We start from the raw sequence: 20,000 nt of genomic DNA, 5'->3' as shown, positions 1-20,000 counted from the left end.
TAACAAACCCATTGCATGCTTGTGTGGGCTGAATGAGTAGATGAAATGGCGTTTAATCTGAAAGTTCTAGACTTTTAAAGTAAATTCTCATCATAAAAAAAGAGCTGCTACCCAGCAGGGAACACCTGTCAGGGAAACAGCTCTTTTTATGTGTCTGGTTTAAATGAGGATCTTATTTAATAGAGGCTGCATAAATTGCTTCTACAGATTTGGAGAGGAGCGCGTTAAACTCTTCTTCTGACTGCCCAGCACTTAGTCCCTGTGATAACGCACGTGAGAAGCTGGCGATCAGTCCTTGATTATGGGCGAGCTTATCGTTGGCCTCCGCTTGTGTGTAACCGCCGGACAAAGCGACAATTCGCAAAACATGAGGATCATCCACTAATTCGCGGTAGAAATTATTCTCCGTTGGGATGGAGAGCTTAAGCATGACCTTCACGTCTTTGCCCAGCGTAGACAATTGGGCCGATAGTTCTTCTTTTAGCAGCTTCTCTGAAGCCGTTTTATCAGCACTGTGGATATCAACTTCCGGTTCGATAATAGGTACGAGTCCCGCTGCTAAAATCTGCTTACCGATTTCAAACTGCTGTTCAACCACCTTTTTGATACCGGCAGGATTAGCCTCTTTAATCACCGAGCGCATTTTTGTACCAAAGATGTTACGTTCGTTGGCCCGCTTCAGAAGATCACTCAAGCCGGGAATAGGCTTCATTAGTTGTACTCCGTCTTCAGGGTCGGCAAGACCTTTATCGATTTTCAGGAAAGGCACAATCCCTTTTTTCTCCCATAGAAAATCGGCAGTATATTGCCCGTCTATGGAACGATCCATTGTGTTCTCAAATAAGATTGCACCCAGTATATGCTTTGAATCAAATGCAGGGCTCTTGATAATGCGCGTTCTCATCTCGTGAACCAACCCATACATTTGATCTTCATTAGAGTAACTGTCCTCTGCAACACCATATTGCAGCAGCGCTTTTGGTGTACTGCCACCACTTTGATCCAAGGCAGCTATAAATCCCTGTCCCGTCCGAATTTGTTCCCATTGCTCCATATTCATGAAAATACTCCTTCCTTTCGTGAACTGAATGAAAAATCTTATGTTCATTAACTATAACACTTAATGTACCGGCTCTAAACAAATGGCATTGTAAACTTGGCTGGTAACTAGTCTATTGTGAGGTGGTTTGAATCTGCGTTATAAGGACTTCCGGATCTAATTGATCCATGGGGATGACGAGATATCTACGTGTAGGTCTCCTGAGTCCGATCCCTAGATGGTGAAGACTTGCAATCTTAGCATACGAGAACGAATCGACGTTTGAGGTCACTTTTTGGTCGAGTAGCTGCATCTGAGTCCGATAGCATGGCGAAATGGGCTAACTCTGCGAAATAGCGTCTCCTGAGTCCGGACTATCGATGGCGAGGACTTGCAGCCTCCGCAGACGAGAACGAATCGACGTATAGCGTCATCTGAGTCCAAACCCATAGTTAGTGAAGACATGCAGCCTCAACTGACGAGTACGAATCGACGTTTGAGGTCACCTGAGTCCGGACTAGCCAAGATTGATGATACTACAGCATCGTTCGGACTGTATCGCAGCTATTTGGTGTTATTGGAGCATTATTCAGAAGTATCGGACCGCATAGCTCTTATTGCCAAGTATTTGCTCCAAAGAGGGGTGGATTTGGTTCAATAGCTGCATCTGGGTCCGATAGCATGGCGAAATGACCAAAATCTGTGAAATAGCGTCTCCTGAGTCCGAACCCATAGTTAGTGTGGACATATAGCCTAGGTTGACGAGTAAGCATCGTCGTATAATGTCAGCTGAGTCCGGACTAGCAAGATTGAAGATACTACAGCATCGTTCGGACTGTATTGCAGCTATTTGGTGTTTTTGGAGCATTATTCAGAAGTATCGGACCGCATAGCTCTTATTACCAAGTTTTTGCTCCAAAGAAGAGTGAATTTGGTTCAATAGCTGCATCTGAGTCCGATAGCATGGCGAAATGACCAAAATCTGTGAAATAGCGTCTCCTGAGTCCGGACCATCGATGGCAAGAACATGTAGCCTCCGCAGACGAGTAAGTATCGACGTATAGGCGTCACCTGAGTCCAAACCCATAGTTAGTGAAAACATGTAGCCTCAACTGACGAGAACGAATTGACGTCTGAGGTCATCTGAGTCCGGACTAGCAAGATTGAAGATACTACATTACCGTTCGGACTGTATTGCAGCTATTTAGTGTTTTTGAAGCATTTTTCAGAATTATCGGACTGCATAGCTCTTATTACCAAGTATTTGCTCCAAAGAGGAGTACATTGGGTCGAATAGTTGCATCTGAGTCCGATAGCATGGCGAAATAACCTGAATCTGCGAAATAGCGTCTCCTGAGTCCGGACCATCGATGGCAAGAACATGTAGCCTCCGCAGACGAGTAAGTATCGACGTTTAATGTCACCTGAGTCCGGACTAGCCAAGATTGACGATACTACATCATCGTTCGGACTGTATTGCAGCTATTTAGAGTTTTTGGAGCATTATTCAGAAGTATCGGACCGCATAGCTCTTATTGCCAAGTTTTTGCTCCAAAGAGGAGTGAATTTGGTTTAATAGCTGCATCTGGGCCCGATAGCATGGCGAAATGACCAAAATCTGTGAAATAGCGTCTCCTGAGTCCGGACCGTCGATGGCGAGGACTCGTAGCCTCCGCAGACGAGTAAGTATCGAAGTAGAATGTCACCTGAGTCCGGACTAGCCAAGTTTGAAGATACTACATCATCGTTCGGACTGTATTGCAGCTATTTAGTGTTTTTGGAGCATTTTTCAGAAGTATCGGACTGCATAGCTCTTATTACCAAGTATTTGCTCCAAAGAGGAGTACATTGGGTCGAATAGTTGCATCTGAGTCCGATAGCATGGCGAAATGACCAAAATCTGTGAAATAGTGTCTCCTGAGTCCGAACCCATAGTTAGTGTGAACATAAAGCCACGGCAGACGAGAACGAATCGACGTCTAAGGTCTCCAAGGTCTGATCTCGCCGCAGCCGGAGATGCGGGTAAACATAAATGTTACTCCAAACTGGATCTAAAGACGCTCTATGCGAACTTTAAAGTGATCCCCCAAAGCGCACACTTAGCAAACTTCAAGACATCCACACGGTACACCTAGCAAACTTCAGGACAATCCCAATGGTTCACCTAGCAAACTCAAGACATTCACAGGGTACTCTTAGCAACCTTCAACCTATCCCCAATGGTACTCTTTGCAAACGTCATCTCATCCCCAATCGTTCTCTTCACAGACTCCAAATCACTCCAATGTGCTCAGCGAAAATTCCTTCGAAGTTTTCTCAAGTAATATTCCTCGAAGCAGTCACTTTTTATGCTTAATTCCCAAACTTGGTATCAAATCGCATAGTCTTCTTCGAGGCGCGCGAGACCAAACCACTCCATTACTAAAAGTTAGTTTGAAACACAGTGGAAGGATGAGCTTATTTAAGCGACTGGGAATTTTGTTTATGTTGTAAACAGCTTTGGATGAAGAATTTTAAATCAGAGTGTGTAAATTCAGAACGCCAAAAGCCATGCTGGGAGCGGATTGTTATCTTATTTGCGGATTATTTCCTAGTGAATTAATACGAATAATCCAATAAGATAATTGGTGTGACATTAATCATAATTACCAATTCGAAGCTTTGTGAAAATAATAACTTTTCGTAAATGTCGAAATGAGGTTGACGAATAAAAATATCAGTCGTATGATTGATTCTACTGAGTATGCTAGTAATTAAAAGTAAGTTAATAAATAATATATAATAGCGGGAGGAATGAAAGTGGAATCATCAACATTTGTGCTTTTTGGCGCTACAGGAGATTTAGCAAAACGTAAAATCTATCCTGCACTATATAACCTCTTTTTAGATGGTCAAATTTCAGGTCCTCTCTCAGTGATTGGATTAGGAAGAAGAGAAGTTTCAACTGAAGCTTTCCGTAAGCAAGTCCTGCAATCTTTGCAGACATTTTCTAGACAGCCGGCAGTAGAATCTCCACAGTTGCAGGTTTTCTTGGAAGCTTTTGAATATAGCGTTCTAGATGTAGGTAATACAGAGGATTATTTGAAGCTCCTGGAGCATGTTAAACGTCGTGAGCAATTTTTTAACATTCCGGAGAATCGGATGTTCTATTTATCGGTGGGTCCTGAGTTTTTCAAGGAAATTGCCGCCAATATTCACTCCAGTGGTCTGGGATCTACGAAGGGCTGGAAGCGTCTGATAATTGAAAAGCCTTTTGGTACAGACTTGCAAACAGCAAGAGAGTTAAATGACAGCTTGAATGCCGTATTTACTGAAGAGGAGATTTTCCGAATTGACCACTTCTTGGGTAAACCGATGGTTCAGAATCTGGAAGTTCTAAAATATTCAAATCCTGTGCTTAGAGCACTGTGGAAAAATCGGTATATCGCAAATGTGCAAATTACGGCGAGTGAGATTGTTGGCGTTGAAGAACGGGCAGGCTATTATGATAAAGCTGGGGCACTTCGTGATATGTTCCAGAACCATATGCTGCAATTGCTCATGATGATGGCGATGCAGCTTCCAAAAGGCAGTACACCTGAAGAGATCCGTGGGAAGAAAAGATATGTCATGGAGCGTCTCATTCCGCTAAGTAAAGACGAAGTTAATCAATATGTTGTCCGCGGACAATATGCTGAAGGTGAAATTAAAGGTAAATCTGTTGCAGGCTACTTAGATGAACCAGGAATTAGCCAATCCTCACAAAATGAGACGTTTATTGCAGCGCGTTTGTTTATAGATGATCCATTGTGGAATGAAGTTCCGTTCTATATCCGTACCGGCAAGAGAATGAAAGAGAAATCAACAAGAATTGTTATAGAATTTAAAGAACCGTTTAATGATAACAATAACAAAAATAAAGGAAATGACGTTCCAAATCTGCTCATCATCGAGATCGGTCCGAATGAAGCCATTACGCTTCAGTTGAATACGAAGGATCAGCTGCAAAAAGGGAAACTTGAACCTGTCCTCGCTACTTATGAAGCCGGAACTTCAGACGTACCAGAAGCTTACGAAAATCTGATCTTTGATGCACTTCGTGGTGACGCCACTTTCTTCGCTCATTGGAAAGAAGTCGAGCTGTCATGGCAATGGGTTACACCAATCCAGGAAGCTATGGAAGAGGGGCTAATGCCACTTCATACCTATGCTTCAGGTTCTTATGGTCCAGATGCGGCTATGGAGCTTTTGGGTGAAGACCGCTGGTGGTTTGATGATACAGATCAGGAGTCAGATCTTCTCGACGCTCAAGCAGAAGTTGCAGCAGCGCAGGAATATATACGGCCAGGGGCTTAAGCCCCTGCCTGTTTTTTTTGCCAATTTAGCTAAAATACATCACAAGAATCTATAAATCGGAGGGAATTTACATGAAAGTAGGATTAGTTGGGTTAGGAAAAATGGGTTTTAATTTGGGTCAAAATTTGCTGGATCATGGACATGAGGTTGTTGCTTTTGATCTGAATGCACCTGCTGTAGAAGAAATGAAAGCTAAAGGCGCTAGTGGAGCAGTAACGCTTCCAGAATTGGTACAGCAATTGGAAACACCAAGAATCATTTGGATCATGGTTCCGCATCAGGTCGTTGATTCTGTAATCGCTGAACTTACTCCACAGTTGTCTAAAGGTGATATCGTTATTGAAGCAGGAAACTCGCATTATAAGGAATCGATTCGTCGGTATGAGGAATTGAAGGAGCACGGAATTCACTTTATGGATGCAGGTACCTCTGGCGGTATGGAAGGGGCGCGTAATGGCGCTTGTTACATGGTTGGCGGAGATCCCGAAGCTTGGGAAGTTGTGGAGCCTATTTTCCGTGATACAGCTGTAGAAAGCGGCTTTTTATATGCTGGTAAAGCAGGTAGCGGCCATTTTCTAAAAATGGTGCATAACGGTATCGAATACGGCATGATGGCTGCTATCGGTGAAGGTTTTGAGGTTCTTGAAAAGAGTGAATTTGACTACAACTTTGAGGAAGTAGCTCGGGTGTGGAATCACGGCTCTGTAATCCGTTCGTGGCTGATGGAACTTGTGGAACGCGCCTTCTCGAAGGACGCTAAACTAGATGAGATTAAGGGCATTATGCATTCGTCTGGTGAAGGCAGATGGACGCTTGAAACCGCCTTTGATTTACAAGCGGCGACTCCGGTTATCGCTATGGCGTTATTGATGCGTTACCGTTCCCTTGAGACCGACACATTCACTGGAAAAGTAGTTGCTGCACTGCGGAACGAGTTCGGCGGACACGCTGTGGAAACTAAATAAGATTGGCCGACTCTGAATTGAGTGTTTACAAGCTCGAATTTCCCGCAATTTATGTTGCGGAGAAATTTGGGCTTTTTATTTTAAGGGGAATAGATAATGGGAAGTATAGATGGAGTACGAATTTAATGCAGTTTACATATTTTAGGGGTAGAAGGGTAAGTTAGGAAGCAAGGGGGAGATTTCATGCAAAGTGGAATTCGTGAGCGACTTCATTTTCTAAATAAATTTCTGCATGCGCCCCGACAATATGGTAGTGTAACTCCCAGTTCACATTGGCTGGCCCAGACGTTGCTTGATCCAGTGCCTTGGAACCAAGTGCATTCTATGGCTGAGTTGGGTGCGGGGACTGGTGCAATCACAAGGTTTATTCCGCGTGGAGAAAAGACCGGTATGAATGTTCTTCTATTTGAAATAGATCCTGATTTTCGCAGTCAGTTAAGAGAGGAATTCCCCGGATGTTTCTGCAACAACGATTGTCTCCGGCTGCGTCTTGCGCTTCATAACAGCAGTCTGGAGAAGCTGGATTGTATCGTGAGTAGTTTGTCTTTGATGAATTTCTCGAAGCCAGACCGCACTAGGTTTATGGAACAGATCATTTCTTCTTTAAAAGAAGGAGGGTGGTTTATAACCTATGAATATTTTCCGCGGATGAAAACAGAGTTGAGCCAGCATTTTGAGATCCTACACACGAAGTGGGTGCTGCTGAATTTTCCACCAGCGCTTATATATATTTGCAGGAAAAAAACTACAACGCAAGTGCAACGCGAAAATCCCAAATCAACAGTCAACGTAGTCCCAATCTCTCAGGTTTATACAAAAAGATAATCATCTCCATACAACAAATGCCGTCACCCATTACTCATTGGGGAACGGCATTTTTAAATGGGCTGCGAAGGCGTTTGAGCCCGATTAATAGAGAAGCTCAATATTCTCTTTGTTCAGGCGCTTCAACCAAACCTCAGAAGGCTGGCGGTCTGTGATCAAAAAGTCGATTTGGCCAAGCTCGATCAGCTTCGTAAAGGCGGTCTTATCGAATTTGGTGTGATCGGCCAGGAGTATGACCTTGTTAGCTTGACGTAGCATATATTTCTTGAGCTCACACTCCGGTTCATTAGAATCTGTGATGCCTCGCTCCATATCTATTCCTTTACAACTGATAACCGCAGTGTCCACATTGTATCTTTGAATGGTGTCATGTGCTACAGGACCCACGAGTGACATGGATCGGTAACGTAAAGAACCTCCGGTAGAGATGATATCCATCCCAGAATTCGAGAACTCATGCAAAATATTAATCGAGTTCGTAATAATGGTCAGATTGTTTTTATTGCCAAGCAGTTTTAGAAACTCAAAGGCTGTGGAGCTAGGATCCACCATTAACGTATCTCCATCATTGATTAAATCTAGCGCCTTAAGGGCGATTCCCCGTTTGATATCTGTATTCAGCGCATTGCGTGTAACAAAAGGCAAATCCTCGTTCGTGTGACGATTCAGCATGGCCCCGCCATAGGTTCGGCTTAGAATTCCATCCTTCTCCAGCTTCTCCAAGTCTCTGCGTATCGTCTCTTCTGTAACTTCAAACATCCGGCTTAGATCAGAGACTAATACTCGTTTATCCTGATGAACAAGATCTATTATTTTTTTGCGTCTTTCAGCTGCAAGCATAGGGATCACCTTTCCGAAATCTGTATATTCCTTAATCATAGCTCCAAATATCTGTGTTTTGCAATAAAATCAACGTAAAATCATGTTTGTTTTCCAATAATATTCACAAAACGGATATAAAACAAATAAAAACAACATAAATAATATTTAAAATGTTGACAACAAAGATTTGCGGGCATACGATGAAGGAGAAAATAAGTCCTGTAGTGGTAATTAGATTTGAAAGATACCAGAGCCGGCCCAGTTGCGATTTAGAGGCCAGCCTGAGGCGCTGCAGCCGGAATACTACGCTCTAGCTTGCAGAGTTGTGTGTAAAACTTTGGTGTTGATAAATTAACTTTAGGAGGCTGGTCAAGCATGAGCACGCATGTGTATTATGTTCCATCGATCAATATTATGGGCAAGGGATGCTTGCAGGAGATTGGTCCATACATCCAAGAGCTTAAATTAAAAAAGGCGCTTGTTGTTACGGACAAATTCCTTATGAAAAGTGGCATTGCTGGTAAATTACTGGCGGTATTGGACGAAGCGGGGATTGAATATGCCATCTATGATGAAGTGAAACCCAATCCGACCTGTAAAAATGTCCACGATGGCGTTGATTATCTCAAAGCGCAGAATTGTGATTATCTGATTTCCATTGGCGGTGGATCACCACAGGATACTGCCAAAGCCATTGGTATCATTGCCACAAATGGCGGTCATATCAAAGAATATGAAGGTGTACACAAGTCTAAGCATAAATCACTGCCGATTGTCGCCGTGAATACCACTGCTGGTACTTCGGCTGAAGTGACCATTAACTATGTAATCACAGACGAAGAACGCAAAGTGAAGATGGTTATGGTAGATAAGAACAGCCTTGCGACGATTTCAGTCAACGATCCTGAGCTTATGGTTGATAAACCCGCTGCACTTACCGCGGCCACGGGTATGGATGCATTGACTCATGCGATTGAAGCGCTGGTGACGCCGGGAGCATATCCGGTAACCGATGCTACGGCACTAGCCGCAGTGGAGCTTATTTTTGCTAATCTGGCTCGTACTGTGAAGAATGGCCATGATATCGAAGCGCGTGAACAGATGGTATACGCGATATTCCTTGGCGGATTGGCTTTCAATAATGCGGGGCTTGGTTATGTGCATGCGATGGCGCATCAGCTGGGCGGCGTATACGATCTGCCGCACGGCGTATGTAACGCGATGCTACTGCCTTTTGTGGAAGAAGAAAATGCCAAATATGTGCCTGAGAAATTCAGATCCATTGCTAAAGCGATTGGATTAAATGTAGAGAACCAAACAGATAAACAATGCGCAGATTTCGTAATTGAGTCGATCAAGGCGTTATCTAAAGAAGTAGGGATTCCAGCCAAATTATCCGAGCTTGGCGTAGAAGAAGTAGATCTTGATCTTCTGGCTGAAAATTCGATGAAGGATGCTTGTGCACCAGGGAACCCTTTTATTCCTACTAAAGAAGAAGTTATTACACTGTTCAAAAAAATATTATAAATCACCCCTTATCATAGGAGATTGTTTATGAATAATCACATCGCGGTTGACATCGGTGCCTCAAGTGGGCGGCTGGTGCGCGGAATATTGCAAGAAGGTATTCTTTCCTTAGAAGAGCTTCATCGCTTTAGCAATAGCTTTACGGAACAAGAGGGTTCCTGTTTCTGGGACATTGATTATTTAGTAGAGCAGATTATGATCGGGCTTCGGAAGGCTAAAACCGATGGAATTACTACCTGTACGCTCGGTATTGATACATGGGGTGTAGATTATGTGCTGGTAGATGCGGACGGGAATCGTGTTCAGGAAGTATACGCCTACCGGGACCGCAGAACGGATCTGGCTGTGGATCAGGTGGCACAGCAGCTTTCACCACAAACCGTCTATGAAAAGACAGGAATCCAGCAGTTATCCATCAATACCTTGAATCAGTTATATGTTCATAAAGAAGAAGAGCTAGCGCAAGCGGATCAGATTTTACTTGTACCAGATTATCTATATTACCGACTGACTGGCCGTAAAATCAACGAGGTTACGATTGCATCTACAACACAGCTGTTGAATCTGGAAAGCCGGGATTTTGACGATGACCTATTAGAATTTTTGAATATCAGGAAAGATCAATTTGCAAAATTAACTGAGCCTGGTGTAGTGGTTGGTCCTCTTGACGAAGCTTTAATCCAACAATATGACCTGCCTGAATGCCAGCTGATCTGTGTGGCTTCCCATGATACGGCCTCAGCAGTGCTAGGTGCTCCACTTCAAGAAGGCTCAGCTTATATCAGCAGTGGAACTTGGTCTTTACTCGGTGTAGAAAGAACGGAGCCTCTAAATTCTCTAAAAGCCATGCAGGCTAACTACACCAATGAGTGGGGAGCCTACGGAACTTATAGATTCCTCAAAAATGTAATGGGCTTATGGCTTATTCAAGAGGTTCGCAGATTACTGAACAATTGTTATAGTTTTGCGGAGCTTGCAGAGCTTGCACAGGGAGAAGAGGGGTTTCGCAGCCTGATCCCTTGTAATGCACCAAGGTTTCTTAATCCATCGAACATGATAGAAGAAATCCGCAGTGCCTGTATGGAGAGTGAGCAGCCCGTTCCGGAGACACCTGGACAGTTAGCACGTTGTGTTTTTGACAGCTTGGCGTTATCCTATCTAACTTATTTGGAAGAGTTGGAGGAGCTGACAGAACGTCGGATCGAGGGATTGCAAATTGTCGGCGGGGGGGCGAACAATCGGCTTTTATGCCAACTAACCGCTGACGTTATCGGCAGGGAAGTAAAGGCTGGACCAACGGAAGCGACTGCTCTAGGAAATATAGTAGTACAGATGATTAGCACAGATTCCATTGCAGACATAACTGAGGCAAGAGCTATTATCGAACAATCTTTTGAAATAACATCATACATTCCGCAGCCGATCAAGCATTTTAATAACATTCTAAATCGCTGGAGAAGCCTTCATCTGTCCAAGGTGAATGAGCTTATCTAAGCGAAACAGACGTTGCACTAATTTAGGAGGATAAACAGCATGGATCAGAGCATTATCACTAGTTATAACGAAGCCAAAAAACTATACGCAGCCCACGGTATTGATGTGGATAAAGTGCTGGAGCGACTCGCGCAAATTAAAATTTCCATACATTGCTGGCAGGGTGATGATGTAAAAGGTTTTCTTTTTAAGGAAAAAGAACTAAGCGGGGGCATTGCGGTAACGGGAAGTTATCCGGGCCGAGCGGGTACACCAAATGAACTACGTCAAGATTTAGAAAAGGCGTTATCTCTTATTCCTGGTAAACATAAGGTTAACCTGCATGCTATTTACGCAGATACAGATGAACCTGTAGATTTGGATGAACTAGAGCCACGACATTTTCAATCCTGGGTGGATTGGGCGAAGGAGCAGGGCTTAGGGCTTGATTTTAACCCTACTTGTTTCTCACATCCGAAAGCAGCCGATGGATTCACTCTCAGTCATTCGGACGCGGAGATTCGGAATTTCTGGATCAGACACTGTAAAGCTTCACGTACGATCGCTGAGCATTTTGGGCGGGAGCTGGGTCAGCCTTGTGTGACGAACTTTTGGATTCCAGACGGATATAAGGATACGCCAGTAGATCGGCTAGCTCCGAGAGTACGTTTAAAAGAGTCGCTGGATGAGATTTTTAGTCAGGAAATAGATCCGCTTTATAATATGGATGCCTTGGAAAGTAAACTGTTTGGAATTGGTTCTGAAAGTTATGTGGTTGGCTCTCATGAATTCTATATGGGTTATGGTTTAACAAATGGAAAAGCGATCTGTTTGGATGCGGGACATTTTCATCCTACAGAAGTGATTTCGAATAAATTATCTTCGATTCTGATGTTCAGTGAGCAGCTGCTGCTGCATGTCAGCAGACCTGTCCGCTGGGACAGTGACCATGTGGTAACAATGGATGATGAGCTGCTGGAAATCGCCCGTGAATTGGTTCGCGGGGATTTACTTCCTCGTACGAATATTGGATTGGATTTCTTTGATGGCAGTATCAATCATCTCGCGGCATGGGTCATTGGCACCCGCAACACTATTAAGGCGTTGCTGCGTGCGATGCTGGAACCAGTGGAAGAACTTAAGCAAATCGAGCGGTCCGGGGATTATACTTCACGTCTTGCTCTGGTAGAAGAGTTCAAATCGTATCCGTTTGGAGCGGTCTGGGATTACTACTGTGCATCACAAGGTACACCGGTGCGTGAGCAATGGCTTACTGAAGTGAAAAATTACGAACAAGACGTTTTGTCTTTAAGATAGAAGTGGATACGGAGAGCAGCAAATACAAAGGAGAGAATAGACTATGAGTACATCCTTGTTAGAATCAAAAGGTTATATTGCCAGCAGTGAAGCTCCATTTATTCAGGAAATGTCAGAGATCACCCGTCATATGTGGGAGCTTGGCTGGGATGAACTGAATGGTGGGAATGTCAGCTATTTACTGGATGAGAATGAGGTGGCTAAGTATATTAATGTACTGGAGCCGTTGCGCACGATCAAACTCACCTTTCCGGTAAAAGAATTAGCAGGCAAGTATTTTATCGTAACAGGTTCGGGCAAATATTTCAGAAATGTGATTAAAGACCCTGAAGCGAATTTGGGAGTGTTAAGAGTTAGCGGCAATGGCGAAAGTGTGGAAGTATTGTGGGGATTGCGGAATGGTGCAGTTCCTACGAGTGAGCTCGCTTCGCATTTTATGAGTCATATTGAACGTTTGAAAGTAGATCCCACACACCGTATCGTGCTGCATACACATGCTACAAATGTTATCGCGATGACCTTCACGCATGATCTGGACGAACTGAAGTTTACCAAAACGTTATGGGAAATGTGCACAGAGTGCCTTGTTGTTTTCCCTGATGGGGTCAGTGTTATTCCGTGGATTGTTCCGGGCAGCAGTGAAATCGGCCGTGAGACTGCCAAAAAAATGAAGGATCACCGTTTAGTCATCTGGCCGCAGCATGGGATTTTTGGCACTGGCTCCACCATGGATGCTACCTTTGGTCTAGTAGAAACGGTTGAAAAGGCTGCGACGATCTACAACTTGATTGGCGGTAGAGAAATCAAACAAAAGATCACAGACCAACAGCTATGGGATTTAGCTAAAGCATTTGGAGTTACACCTAAAGCGGGGATTCTTGAAGTCTAGAGAGTCATTATAATTTGGTGAAACCGGGCAATCGTAGATTCTGCGAGGTCCGGTTTTTGTTGTCTTTTTCTTAAAATTTGCATTTCCCATCTTTTGGGTAGATAATAAGCTTACTTAAAGTAATCAATTAATAAATTGGAGGTAACATATGAATACAGAGCAACTATTTTTACCTTTTCAAGTGGGGAATCTTTCGCTGTCGAACCGATTTGTAATGGCGCCGATGACACGCGCGCAGTCTCCGAAGGGTGTGCCGGGAAGCAATGTTGCCGCTTATTATCGTAGACGTGCAGAGGGTGGAGTGGGATTAATTGTTACTGAGGGTACTGCGATAAATCATCCAGCGGCTGTCAGTCACCAAGATATTCCTAATATACATGAAGAAGCATCTTTAGAAGGCTGGAAGAAGGTTGTGGAAGAGGTTCACGCAGCTGGCGGCAAGATCATCCCGCAGCTTTGGCATGTGGGGATGGCGCGTACAATCGGCGAGTATCCTAACGTTGAAGCCCTTCCTGTAGGCCCTTCGGGTCTTAATTTAGCAGGTGAGCCGGTGACAGAGCCGCTGACCACAGAAGAGGTTGAAAGCTTAGTAACAGCCTTCGCTCAAGCGGCGGCAAATGCCAAAAGCGTTGGCTTTGATGGCATCGAACTGCATGGCGCTCATGGGTATCTGATAGACCAGTTCTTCTGGAATAGAACGAATAAACGTACCGATCGTTACGGTGGCGATTTGGTAGGAAGAACAACATTCGCTGTCGAGATCATTAAAGCATGCCGTCAAGCGGTTGGACCAGACTTCCCAATCGTGCTGCGCTTTTCCCAGTGGAAGCTGGGGGCGTATGATGAGAAGCTGGCGAAGACTCCAGAAGAACTTGCAAGTTTCCTGGCCCCGCTTAGCGAAGCGGGTGTAGATATCTTTCATTGCTCGACCCGACGCTTCAGTCAACCTGAATTTGCTGGCTCTGATCTTAATTTAGCTGGGTGGACTAAGAAGCTTACCGGGAAGCCGTGTATTACAGTAGGCTCTATTGGCCTGCAAAGCGATTTCTTCGAGGAAGATAAAGCTCAGAAGCCTGAGGATAATATTGATGAGTTAACTGAAAGGTTTGATCGGGAGGAGTTTGATTTGGTTGCAGTGGGCAGAGCGCTTATTAGCGATCCGGCTTGGCCTGCCAAAGTACAGAGTGGAGCGATAGACGAAATCATCCCATTTACTCCTGAAGCAACGAATACGCTTTACTAAAACTAGCAGAATATACAATGACTATTTTTTTAGGTAAGAGGTTGTGTAACTGTTTCAAGAGTAGTGTATCTGCTTATAATAGTAGCATACCCCCCTTAATATGATAGAACTTGACCCTGCCAAACGTTGGCGGGGTATTTTTTTGTCGATATGCAACGCTTCATTACATCATTAATAGACCGGGCACTTCTATGTTAGGCCAGCATTATGTTATAATTTTAAATTAGCAAAGTATAAAAATAATTGTTGAACAATAGAGGACGTGAAAACAGCATGACAAAGGGGAACCATAACTCACCGGACTTAAAATCCGGCAAGGGTTCTAAGGATTATTCGAAATATTTTGATTTTAGTGATGCAAAGGTAATTAGTGAAGAGGAAGGTAAGGTTACTTACCGGATTAAAGGAAGAAATGTGCAAATTAATAGCCAGCCTGACTATAAAGAAGGAAAACGGCGCGGCAAGGAAGAAATAGAAGTGCATTATGATTTCGAGATTCCTGAAGAGATGCAGAATTTCGGAGTGGGCAAATATTATCATATAACGACTTATGGCTGCCAAATGAATGAGCATGACACGGAAACGATGAAGGGCCTATTGGAACAGATGGGCTACCGCAGTGTCGCTGACCGGAATGACGCGGATCTCATTTTGCTGAATACTTGTGCGATTCGGGAGAACGCCGAGGATAAGGTATTTGGAGAGCTAGGACATCTTAAGAACCTGAAGATCGAGAAGCCGGGTCTGTTGTTAGGGGTATGCGGTTGCATGTCGCAAGAGGAAGGCGTAGTCAACCGGATTATGTCAAAGCATGGCTTCGTGGATATGATCTTCGGTACGCATAATATTCACAGGTTGCCACACCTCATTAAAGAAGCGGTATTTAGTAAGGAGCTTGTGGTTGAGGTATGGTCCAAAGAAGGCGACATTATTGAGAACTTGCCGAAGAAGCGGGAAGGCATGCGCGCTTGGGTGAACATTATGTATGGTTGTGATAAGTTCTGCACGTATTGCATCGTACCGTTTACACGCGGTAAAGAACGCAGTCGTCGTCCAGAGGACGTTATCGCTGAGGTGAGAGAGCTTGCGCGCCAAGGCTTCAAGGAAGTAACGCTATTGGGGCAGAACGTAAATGCTTACGGTAAAGACTTTACGGATATTGATTACACCTTCGGGAACCTGATGGATGATATGCGTCTGATTGATATTCCGCGCATTCGTTTTATGACATCGCATCCACGAGATTTTGACGATAAATTGATTGAGGTTTTGGGCAAAGGCGGCAACTTGGTGGAGCATATCCATCTGCCGGTTCAATCGGGAAGTACTGCCGTTCTTAAGAAAATGAGCCGTAAATATACCCGGGAAGCTTATCTGGAATTAGTACGCAAGATTAAGATAAGTGTGCCGAATGCTGTATTAAGTACCGATATTATCGTTGGTTTCCCTGGGGAGACTGATGAGCAATTTGAAGATACCCTATCGCTTGTGCGTGAGGTTGGGTATGATATGGCATATACGTTCATTTATTCTCCACGTGAGGGCACACCAGCAGCGGCGATGGAAGATAATGTACCGATGTCGGTGAAGAGTGAACGTCTGCAAAGATTAAATGATCTCATCAAAGAGAACAGCCGGATTATTAATGACCGAATGCTGGATGAAGTTGTAGAGGTGCTGGTTGAAGGGGAGAGTAAGAATAACTCCGAAGTCCTTTCCGGCCGTTCCCGCGCTAACAAGCTGGTTCATTTTGAAGGTCCTAAGGAGCTTATCGGCACATTTGTGAACGTGAGAATTACAGATACCAAAACATGGTACATTAAAGGGGATATTGTGGTTGAGGCCGCAGCTGTTCATTAATCACATACGAATGGGGAGATGACTAATGAGTACAGAAGAACAACAGTTGAATAAATATGGAATGAAAACTTATAATACCCGTGATCTGATCGTTCGCGAGGATATTATGGGCAAAGCTAAAGAACTAGCATCATTAATCTCAACCAGTGAAGAGGTACGCCATTTTCAGCAGGCTGAGCAAAAAATTCTTAATCACGAGCGTGTGCAAGGACTGATTGCGACCATTAAGAAAAAACAAAAAGAAATCGTGGCCTTCGAAAGCTTCAATAATAAAGATATGGTCGCCAAAATTGAACGTGAAATTGAAGTGCTGCAAGATGAGATCGACGGTATTCCAGTCGTGAACGAATTTCAGCAAAGCCAGAGCGACATTAATTATTTGCTTCAGCTGGTAATTTCCGTGATTAGAGATACCGTTTCGGAAAAAATAAATGTGGAAGCCGGCACTGAAGCGCCTCCGACCACATGCGGATAACCCACACTCAGTTCAGGGGGCGGATGCAGATCCGTCCCTTTATTTCAATATAAGAGGTAGAAGTAAAGTACATGAAAATACATAATCCTTATAATTCAACGACAACGTCGTTTCTCATATAGTCTTTTTTGTAGGATAATGTAAAATAATGGAATTCATCTGTTGATTTATGAAGAACATGTTTGGTACATTTAAAGATACGAATAAGTAAAACTACAGCTTCGGAAAAGGATGGGGCAATTATGAGCGACAATGGGGAATTAACCTATAACGCCAAAAAATATCGTACACCGGATGGTGTTCCGGCCGACATTGTAATGTTTACACTTACCAAACGCGAGCGGAAGACGGTCACCAAGACGCTGCCTTTACGTGAGTTGAAGGTAATGTTAATTAGACGGAAAAAATGGCCATGTGCAGGCATGTGGGCTCTACCAGGCGGATTCTGTCAGGAAGATGAGTCTATATATGATGCTGCAACTCGTGAGCTGAAAGAAGAGACCGGTGTTGATGGAGGTCACTTAGAATATCTTGGGGTTTATAGTACACCTGGCCGCGACCCTCGGGGATGGATTATCAGTCATGCCTTTTTCGCTTTAGTAGAAGAGTGGATGCTGGAGCAAAGACAAGCTTCCGACGATGCGGGTGAAGTGGGTTTATTTACGTTGCAGGAAGCGTTAGAAGAACTGGAGCTCGCTTTTGACCACCATGAAATCATCAAGGATGCATACGTACGTATCCAACAGCAAATGCTGCAGACAACGATAGCAAGACAGTTTTTGCCTAGGCATTTTACGCTAAGTGAGCTTTATCAGGTAATTCAGACAGTAGTGCCAGAATTTAAAGAACCAAATTTTATTCGTAAAATCACGTCAACACGCAGCCGTCAGGGTATATTAAAAGAAGTGAGAGATGAAGAGGGCAATGCACTCAGCTCCAATCAATACTCACAACGCCCGGCTCAGTTGTATATGTTTACAGATCACGAGCCATTGTTGTCCATTTATACGTAGTGTCTTAAATCAGGGGAGGGACGATTCTCATGAGAGCACTAATAGTAATTGACTTTACCAATGATTTTGTCGATGGGAATTTACCGGTTGGGCAGCCTGCAATCGATATCGAGCCAAGAATCAGCCAATTAACGTCTGAGTTTGTCCAAAATGGCGATTATGTTGTAATGGCTGTGGATTTACATGAAGACAATGATCCTTATCATCCCGAGAGTAAACTGTTTCCACCTCACAATGTACGAGGGACTAGAGGGCGGGAGCTTTATGGAAGTTTGAAAACTGTTTATGAAGCTGACCAGGATTCCATCTATTGGATGGACAAAACTCGATATAGCGCTTTTAGTGGAACTGATCTGGAGATTAAGCTGCGGGAACGTGGCATTACTGACCTTCATTTGATTGGCGTATGTACAGATATATGTGTTTTGCACACTGCGGTGGATGCATATAACAAAGGTTTTACTATTACTGTGCACGAAGATGCGGTCGCCAGCTTCAACGCGGATGGACATAAATGGGCACTAAATCATTTCCGGGGAAGTTTAGGAGCAGACGTTGTTAAGGCATAATACTATAAAAAACATACACATACAGCAACGTGGATATTAGGAGATGAGGACTTGAAGAGAGAACTTGCGCTACATACAGATAAATATCAGATCAATATGATGTATGCTCACTGGGTGAATGGAAGCCATAAGCGAAAAGCTGTATTTGAAGCTTATTTCCGCAAATTGCCTTTCGGAAACGGCTATGCCGTGTTCGCAGGACTAGAGCGTATCGTTGGGTACATCGGCGGCTTGCGTTTTACCGAAGATGATATCCGTTACTTGTCGGAGCAAGAAGAAAATTACGCTCCTGCCTTTTTGGAAGAATTGCTGCAATTTCATTTTCAGGGCAACGTTTATTCGATGAAAGAAGGGGCGTTGATTTTCCCGGATGAACCGCTAATCCGTGTGGAAGGGACGATCATGGAAGCGCAGCTGGTGGAGACCGCTATTCTGAACTTCATGAACTACCAGACGCTGATCGCTACGAAGGCTTCCCGAATCAAGCAGGTAGCTCCGAATGATATACTCCTGGAGTTTGGTACCCGTCGGGCACAAGAAGCGGATGCGGCGGTCTGGGGCGCTAGAGCGGCCTATATCGGCGGCTTTGATGCAACCTCCAACATGCTGGCAGGTAAAATGTTTGGCATCCCTACCAAAGGTACACATGCTCATTCTTGGGTTCAGAGCTTCAGCAGTGAGCAGGAAGCTTTTGATGCTTATGCCAAGGTGATGCCTGATGAAGTTACACTATTAGTTGATACCTTCGATACGTTGCGCAGTGGTGTGCCGAATGCGATTAGAACCGCCAAAAAGCTTGAAGCTCAAGGTAAAAAGATGATCGGTATCCGTTTAGACAGCGGTGACTTGGCCTATCTATCCCGGCAGGCACGGAATATGCTGGATGAAGCGGGGCTCGATTATGTGAAGATTGTGGCGTCCAACGATCTGGATGAGAATACAATCATGGATCTGAAGCTGCAAGGTGCAGCCATCGACACATGGGGTGTAGGCACACAATTGATTACGGCTTCGGATCAACCCTCTTTGGGTGGAGTTTATAAGCTGGTAGAAATTGAGTCCGCAACTGGAGAAATGGTACCGACAATCAAGATTTCTTCTAACCCTGAAAAAGTATCCACACCAGGCAGCAAGGACGTATTCCGGATTATCGGGAAAAATGGCAAAGCGCTAGCAGATTATATCTGCTTCCCGGAAGAGGAATCTCCACGTAACGGCGGTCGGGTGAAGCTGTTTAATCCGCTGCATCCATACATGCACAAGTATGTGGAGCGTTATGAAGCGCTGCCTATGCTTGAGCCGATTTACGTGAACGGCTTCCAGGTCTATACTTTGCCGGATCTGAATGAAGTTCGCCGTTACCATCGGGAGCAGAAGGATCTGTTCTGGCCGGAATATCTGCGTAAGCTCAATCCAGAGGTGTACCGGGTGAATCTGAGTGAGAAGGTCTGGACCAGCAAGCAACAATTGATCGCGGAGCATATTCAGCCGGAGATCGAGTAGATTTTGTAGTTTCGATGGAAAGAAGCACGGGAAGATTAGATTCCCGTGCTTTTTTGCGTTTGGGTGAAGCCGACGTTTGGGTGAAGCTGACGTTTGGGTGAAGCTGACGTTGGGTGAAGCTTTCGTTTGTTAACTTCGAACGCCG

The 20,000-nt window shown here is 44.3% G+C and carries 15 protein-coding genes; 13 read left to right on the top strand and 2 right to left on the bottom strand.

Annotation, left to right across the window (positions count from 1 at the left end; all coding sequences use genetic code 11):
- Positions 1–172: 172 nt before the first annotated feature.
- Positions 173–1,060: a fructose bisphosphate aldolase gene (locus MHI32_RS17595; RefSeq protein WP_076281684.1), complete on the bottom strand. Its 888-nt coding sequence runs from the start codon at positions 1,058–1,060 to the stop codon at positions 173–175.
- A gap of 2,778 nt (positions 1,061–3,838) precedes the next feature.
- On the opposite strand from MHI32_RS17595, the gene zwf reads away from it, so the two are divergent.
- The 3 genes from zwf (at position 3,839) to MHI32_RS17580 (ending at position 7,164) form a co-directional block, all read left to right on the top strand.
- On the top strand, positions 3,839–5,374 hold the full coding sequence (zwf, locus tag MHI32_RS17590; RefSeq protein WP_340010404.1) for a glucose-6-phosphate dehydrogenase: 1,536 nt from the start codon (positions 3,839–3,841) through the stop codon (positions 5,372–5,374).
- Between the two features lie 71 nt (positions 5,375–5,445).
- Entirely contained in the window at positions 5,446–6,339 is an 894-nt protein-coding gene (gnd, locus tag MHI32_RS17585) for a phosphogluconate dehydrogenase (NAD(+)-dependent, decarboxylating) (RefSeq protein ID WP_036688068.1), read from the top strand.
- Between the two features lie 183 nt (positions 6,340–6,522).
- A complete protein-coding gene (locus MHI32_RS17580) occupies positions 6,523–7,164 on the top strand; it encodes a methyltransferase (RefSeq protein WP_076194673.1) in 642 nt (213 codons plus the stop codon).
- An 84-nt stretch (positions 7,165–7,248) separates the two neighbouring features.
- Here MHI32_RS17580 and MHI32_RS17575 read toward each other — a convergent pair whose 3' ends face one another.
- Positions 7,249–8,004, bottom strand: a complete 756-nt coding sequence (locus MHI32_RS17575; protein WP_076100077.1) for a DeoR/GlpR family DNA-binding transcription regulator — start codon at positions 8,002–8,004, stop codon at positions 7,249–7,251.
- 357 nt (positions 8,005–8,361) lie between these two features.
- Here MHI32_RS17575 and MHI32_RS17570 point away from each other — a divergent pair, with 357 nt between their 5' ends.
- The 10 genes from MHI32_RS17570 (at position 8,362) to MHI32_RS17525 (ending at position 19,855) form a co-directional block, all read left to right on the top strand.
- Positions 8,362–9,513: an iron-containing alcohol dehydrogenase gene (locus tag MHI32_RS17570; RefSeq protein WP_076184475.1), complete on the top strand. Its 1,152-nt coding sequence runs from the start codon at positions 8,362–8,364 to the stop codon at positions 9,511–9,513.
- 27 nt (positions 9,514–9,540) lie between these two features.
- Positions 9,541–11,007, top strand: coding sequence for a rhamnulokinase (gene rhaB, locus MHI32_RS17565; protein WP_076184474.1), 1,467 nt, complete (start codon positions 9,541–9,543; stop codon positions 11,005–11,007).
- 39 nt (positions 11,008–11,046) lie between these two features.
- The gene (gene rhaA, locus MHI32_RS17560; RefSeq protein WP_076280044.1) at positions 11,047–12,303 is read left to right on the top strand and encodes an L-rhamnose isomerase; all 1,257 of its coding nucleotides are present in this window, start codon (positions 11,047–11,049) and stop codon (positions 12,301–12,303) included.
- A 43-nt stretch (positions 12,304–12,346) separates the two neighbouring features.
- Complete coding sequence (rhaD, locus tag MHI32_RS17555) at positions 12,347–13,192, top strand: rhamnulose-1-phosphate aldolase (protein WP_036688060.1); 846 nt, start codon at positions 12,347–12,349, stop codon at positions 13,190–13,192.
- 148 nt (positions 13,193–13,340) lie between these two features.
- On the top strand, positions 13,341–14,435 hold the full coding sequence (locus MHI32_RS17550; protein ID WP_076219350.1) for an NADH:flavin oxidoreductase: 1,095 nt from the start codon (positions 13,341–13,343) through the stop codon (positions 14,433–14,435).
- Positions 14,436–14,708: 273 nt separating this feature from the next.
- Positions 14,709–16,295, top strand: coding sequence for a tRNA (N6-isopentenyl adenosine(37)-C2)-methylthiotransferase MiaB (gene miaB / locus MHI32_RS17545; protein WP_076194685.1), 1,587 nt, complete (start codon positions 14,709–14,711; stop codon positions 16,293–16,295).
- Positions 16,296–16,320: 25 nt separating this feature from the next.
- Positions 16,321–16,770 (top strand): YlbF family regulator, encoded by a 450-nt coding sequence (locus tag MHI32_RS17540; protein WP_076128288.1) that lies wholly within the window; start codon positions 16,321–16,323, stop codon positions 16,768–16,770.
- A 242-nt stretch (positions 16,771–17,012) separates the two neighbouring features.
- Positions 17,013–17,783: an NUDIX domain-containing protein gene (locus tag MHI32_RS17535; RefSeq protein ID WP_036688055.1), complete on the top strand. Its 771-nt coding sequence runs from the start codon at positions 17,013–17,015 to the stop codon at positions 17,781–17,783.
- 29 nt (positions 17,784–17,812) lie between these two features.
- Entirely contained in the window at positions 17,813–18,352 is a 540-nt protein-coding gene (locus MHI32_RS17530) for an isochorismatase family cysteine hydrolase (protein ID WP_076194688.1), read from the top strand.
- Between the two features lie 51 nt (positions 18,353–18,403).
- The gene (locus MHI32_RS17525; protein ID WP_076194691.1) at positions 18,404–19,855 is read left to right on the top strand and encodes a nicotinate phosphoribosyltransferase; all 1,452 of its coding nucleotides are present in this window, start codon (positions 18,404–18,406) and stop codon (positions 19,853–19,855) included.
- Positions 19,856–20,000 lie beyond the last annotated feature (145 nt).

Origin of the sequence: Paenibacillus sp. FSL H7-0690, assembly GCF_037980415.1 — a bacterium.
Lineage (GTDB): Bacteria > Bacillota > Bacilli > Paenibacillales > Paenibacillaceae > Paenibacillus_AQ > Paenibacillus_AQ odorifer.
The sequence above is the reverse complement of the archived record's forward strand: the minus strand, read 5'-3'. Positions and strand labels throughout refer to the sequence as shown.

Excerpts from the sequence above, each read along its gene's own strand:
- MHI32_RS17595 (WP_076281684.1), bottom strand. The coding sequence starts at position 1,060 with ATGAATATGGAGCAATGGGAACAAATTCGGACGGGACAGGGATTTATA.
- gnd (WP_036688068.1), top strand. The coding sequence starts at position 5,446 with ATGAAAGTAGGATTAGTTGGGTTAGGAAAAATGGGTTTTAATTTGGGT.
- MHI32_RS17580 (WP_076194673.1), top strand. The coding sequence starts at position 6,523 with ATGCAAAGTGGAATTCGTGAGCGACTTCATTTTCTAAATAAATTTCTG.
- MHI32_RS17575 (WP_076100077.1), bottom strand. The coding sequence starts at position 8,004 with ATGCTTGCAGCTGAAAGACGCAAAAAAATAATAGATCTTGTTCATCAG.
- MHI32_RS17570 (WP_076184475.1), top strand. The coding sequence starts at position 8,362 with ATGAGCACGCATGTGTATTATGTTCCATCGATCAATATTATGGGCAAG.
- rhaB (WP_076184474.1), top strand. The coding sequence starts at position 9,541 with ATGAATAATCACATCGCGGTTGACATCGGTGCCTCAAGTGGGCGGCTG.
- rhaA (WP_076280044.1), top strand. The coding sequence starts at position 11,047 with ATGGATCAGAGCATTATCACTAGTTATAACGAAGCCAAAAAACTATAC.
- rhaD (WP_036688060.1), top strand. The coding sequence starts at position 12,347 with ATGAGTACATCCTTGTTAGAATCAAAAGGTTATATTGCCAGCAGTGAA.
- MHI32_RS17550 (WP_076219350.1), top strand. The coding sequence starts at position 13,341 with ATGAATACAGAGCAACTATTTTTACCTTTTCAAGTGGGGAATCTTTCG.
- miaB (WP_076194685.1), top strand. The coding sequence starts at position 14,709 with ATGACAAAGGGGAACCATAACTCACCGGACTTAAAATCCGGCAAGGGT.
- MHI32_RS17540 (WP_076128288.1), top strand. The coding sequence starts at position 16,321 with ATGAGTACAGAAGAACAACAGTTGAATAAATATGGAATGAAAACTTAT.
- MHI32_RS17535 (WP_036688055.1), top strand. The coding sequence starts at position 17,013 with ATGAGCGACAATGGGGAATTAACCTATAACGCCAAAAAATATCGTACA.
- MHI32_RS17530 (WP_076194688.1), top strand. The coding sequence starts at position 17,813 with ATGAGAGCACTAATAGTAATTGACTTTACCAATGATTTTGTCGATGGG.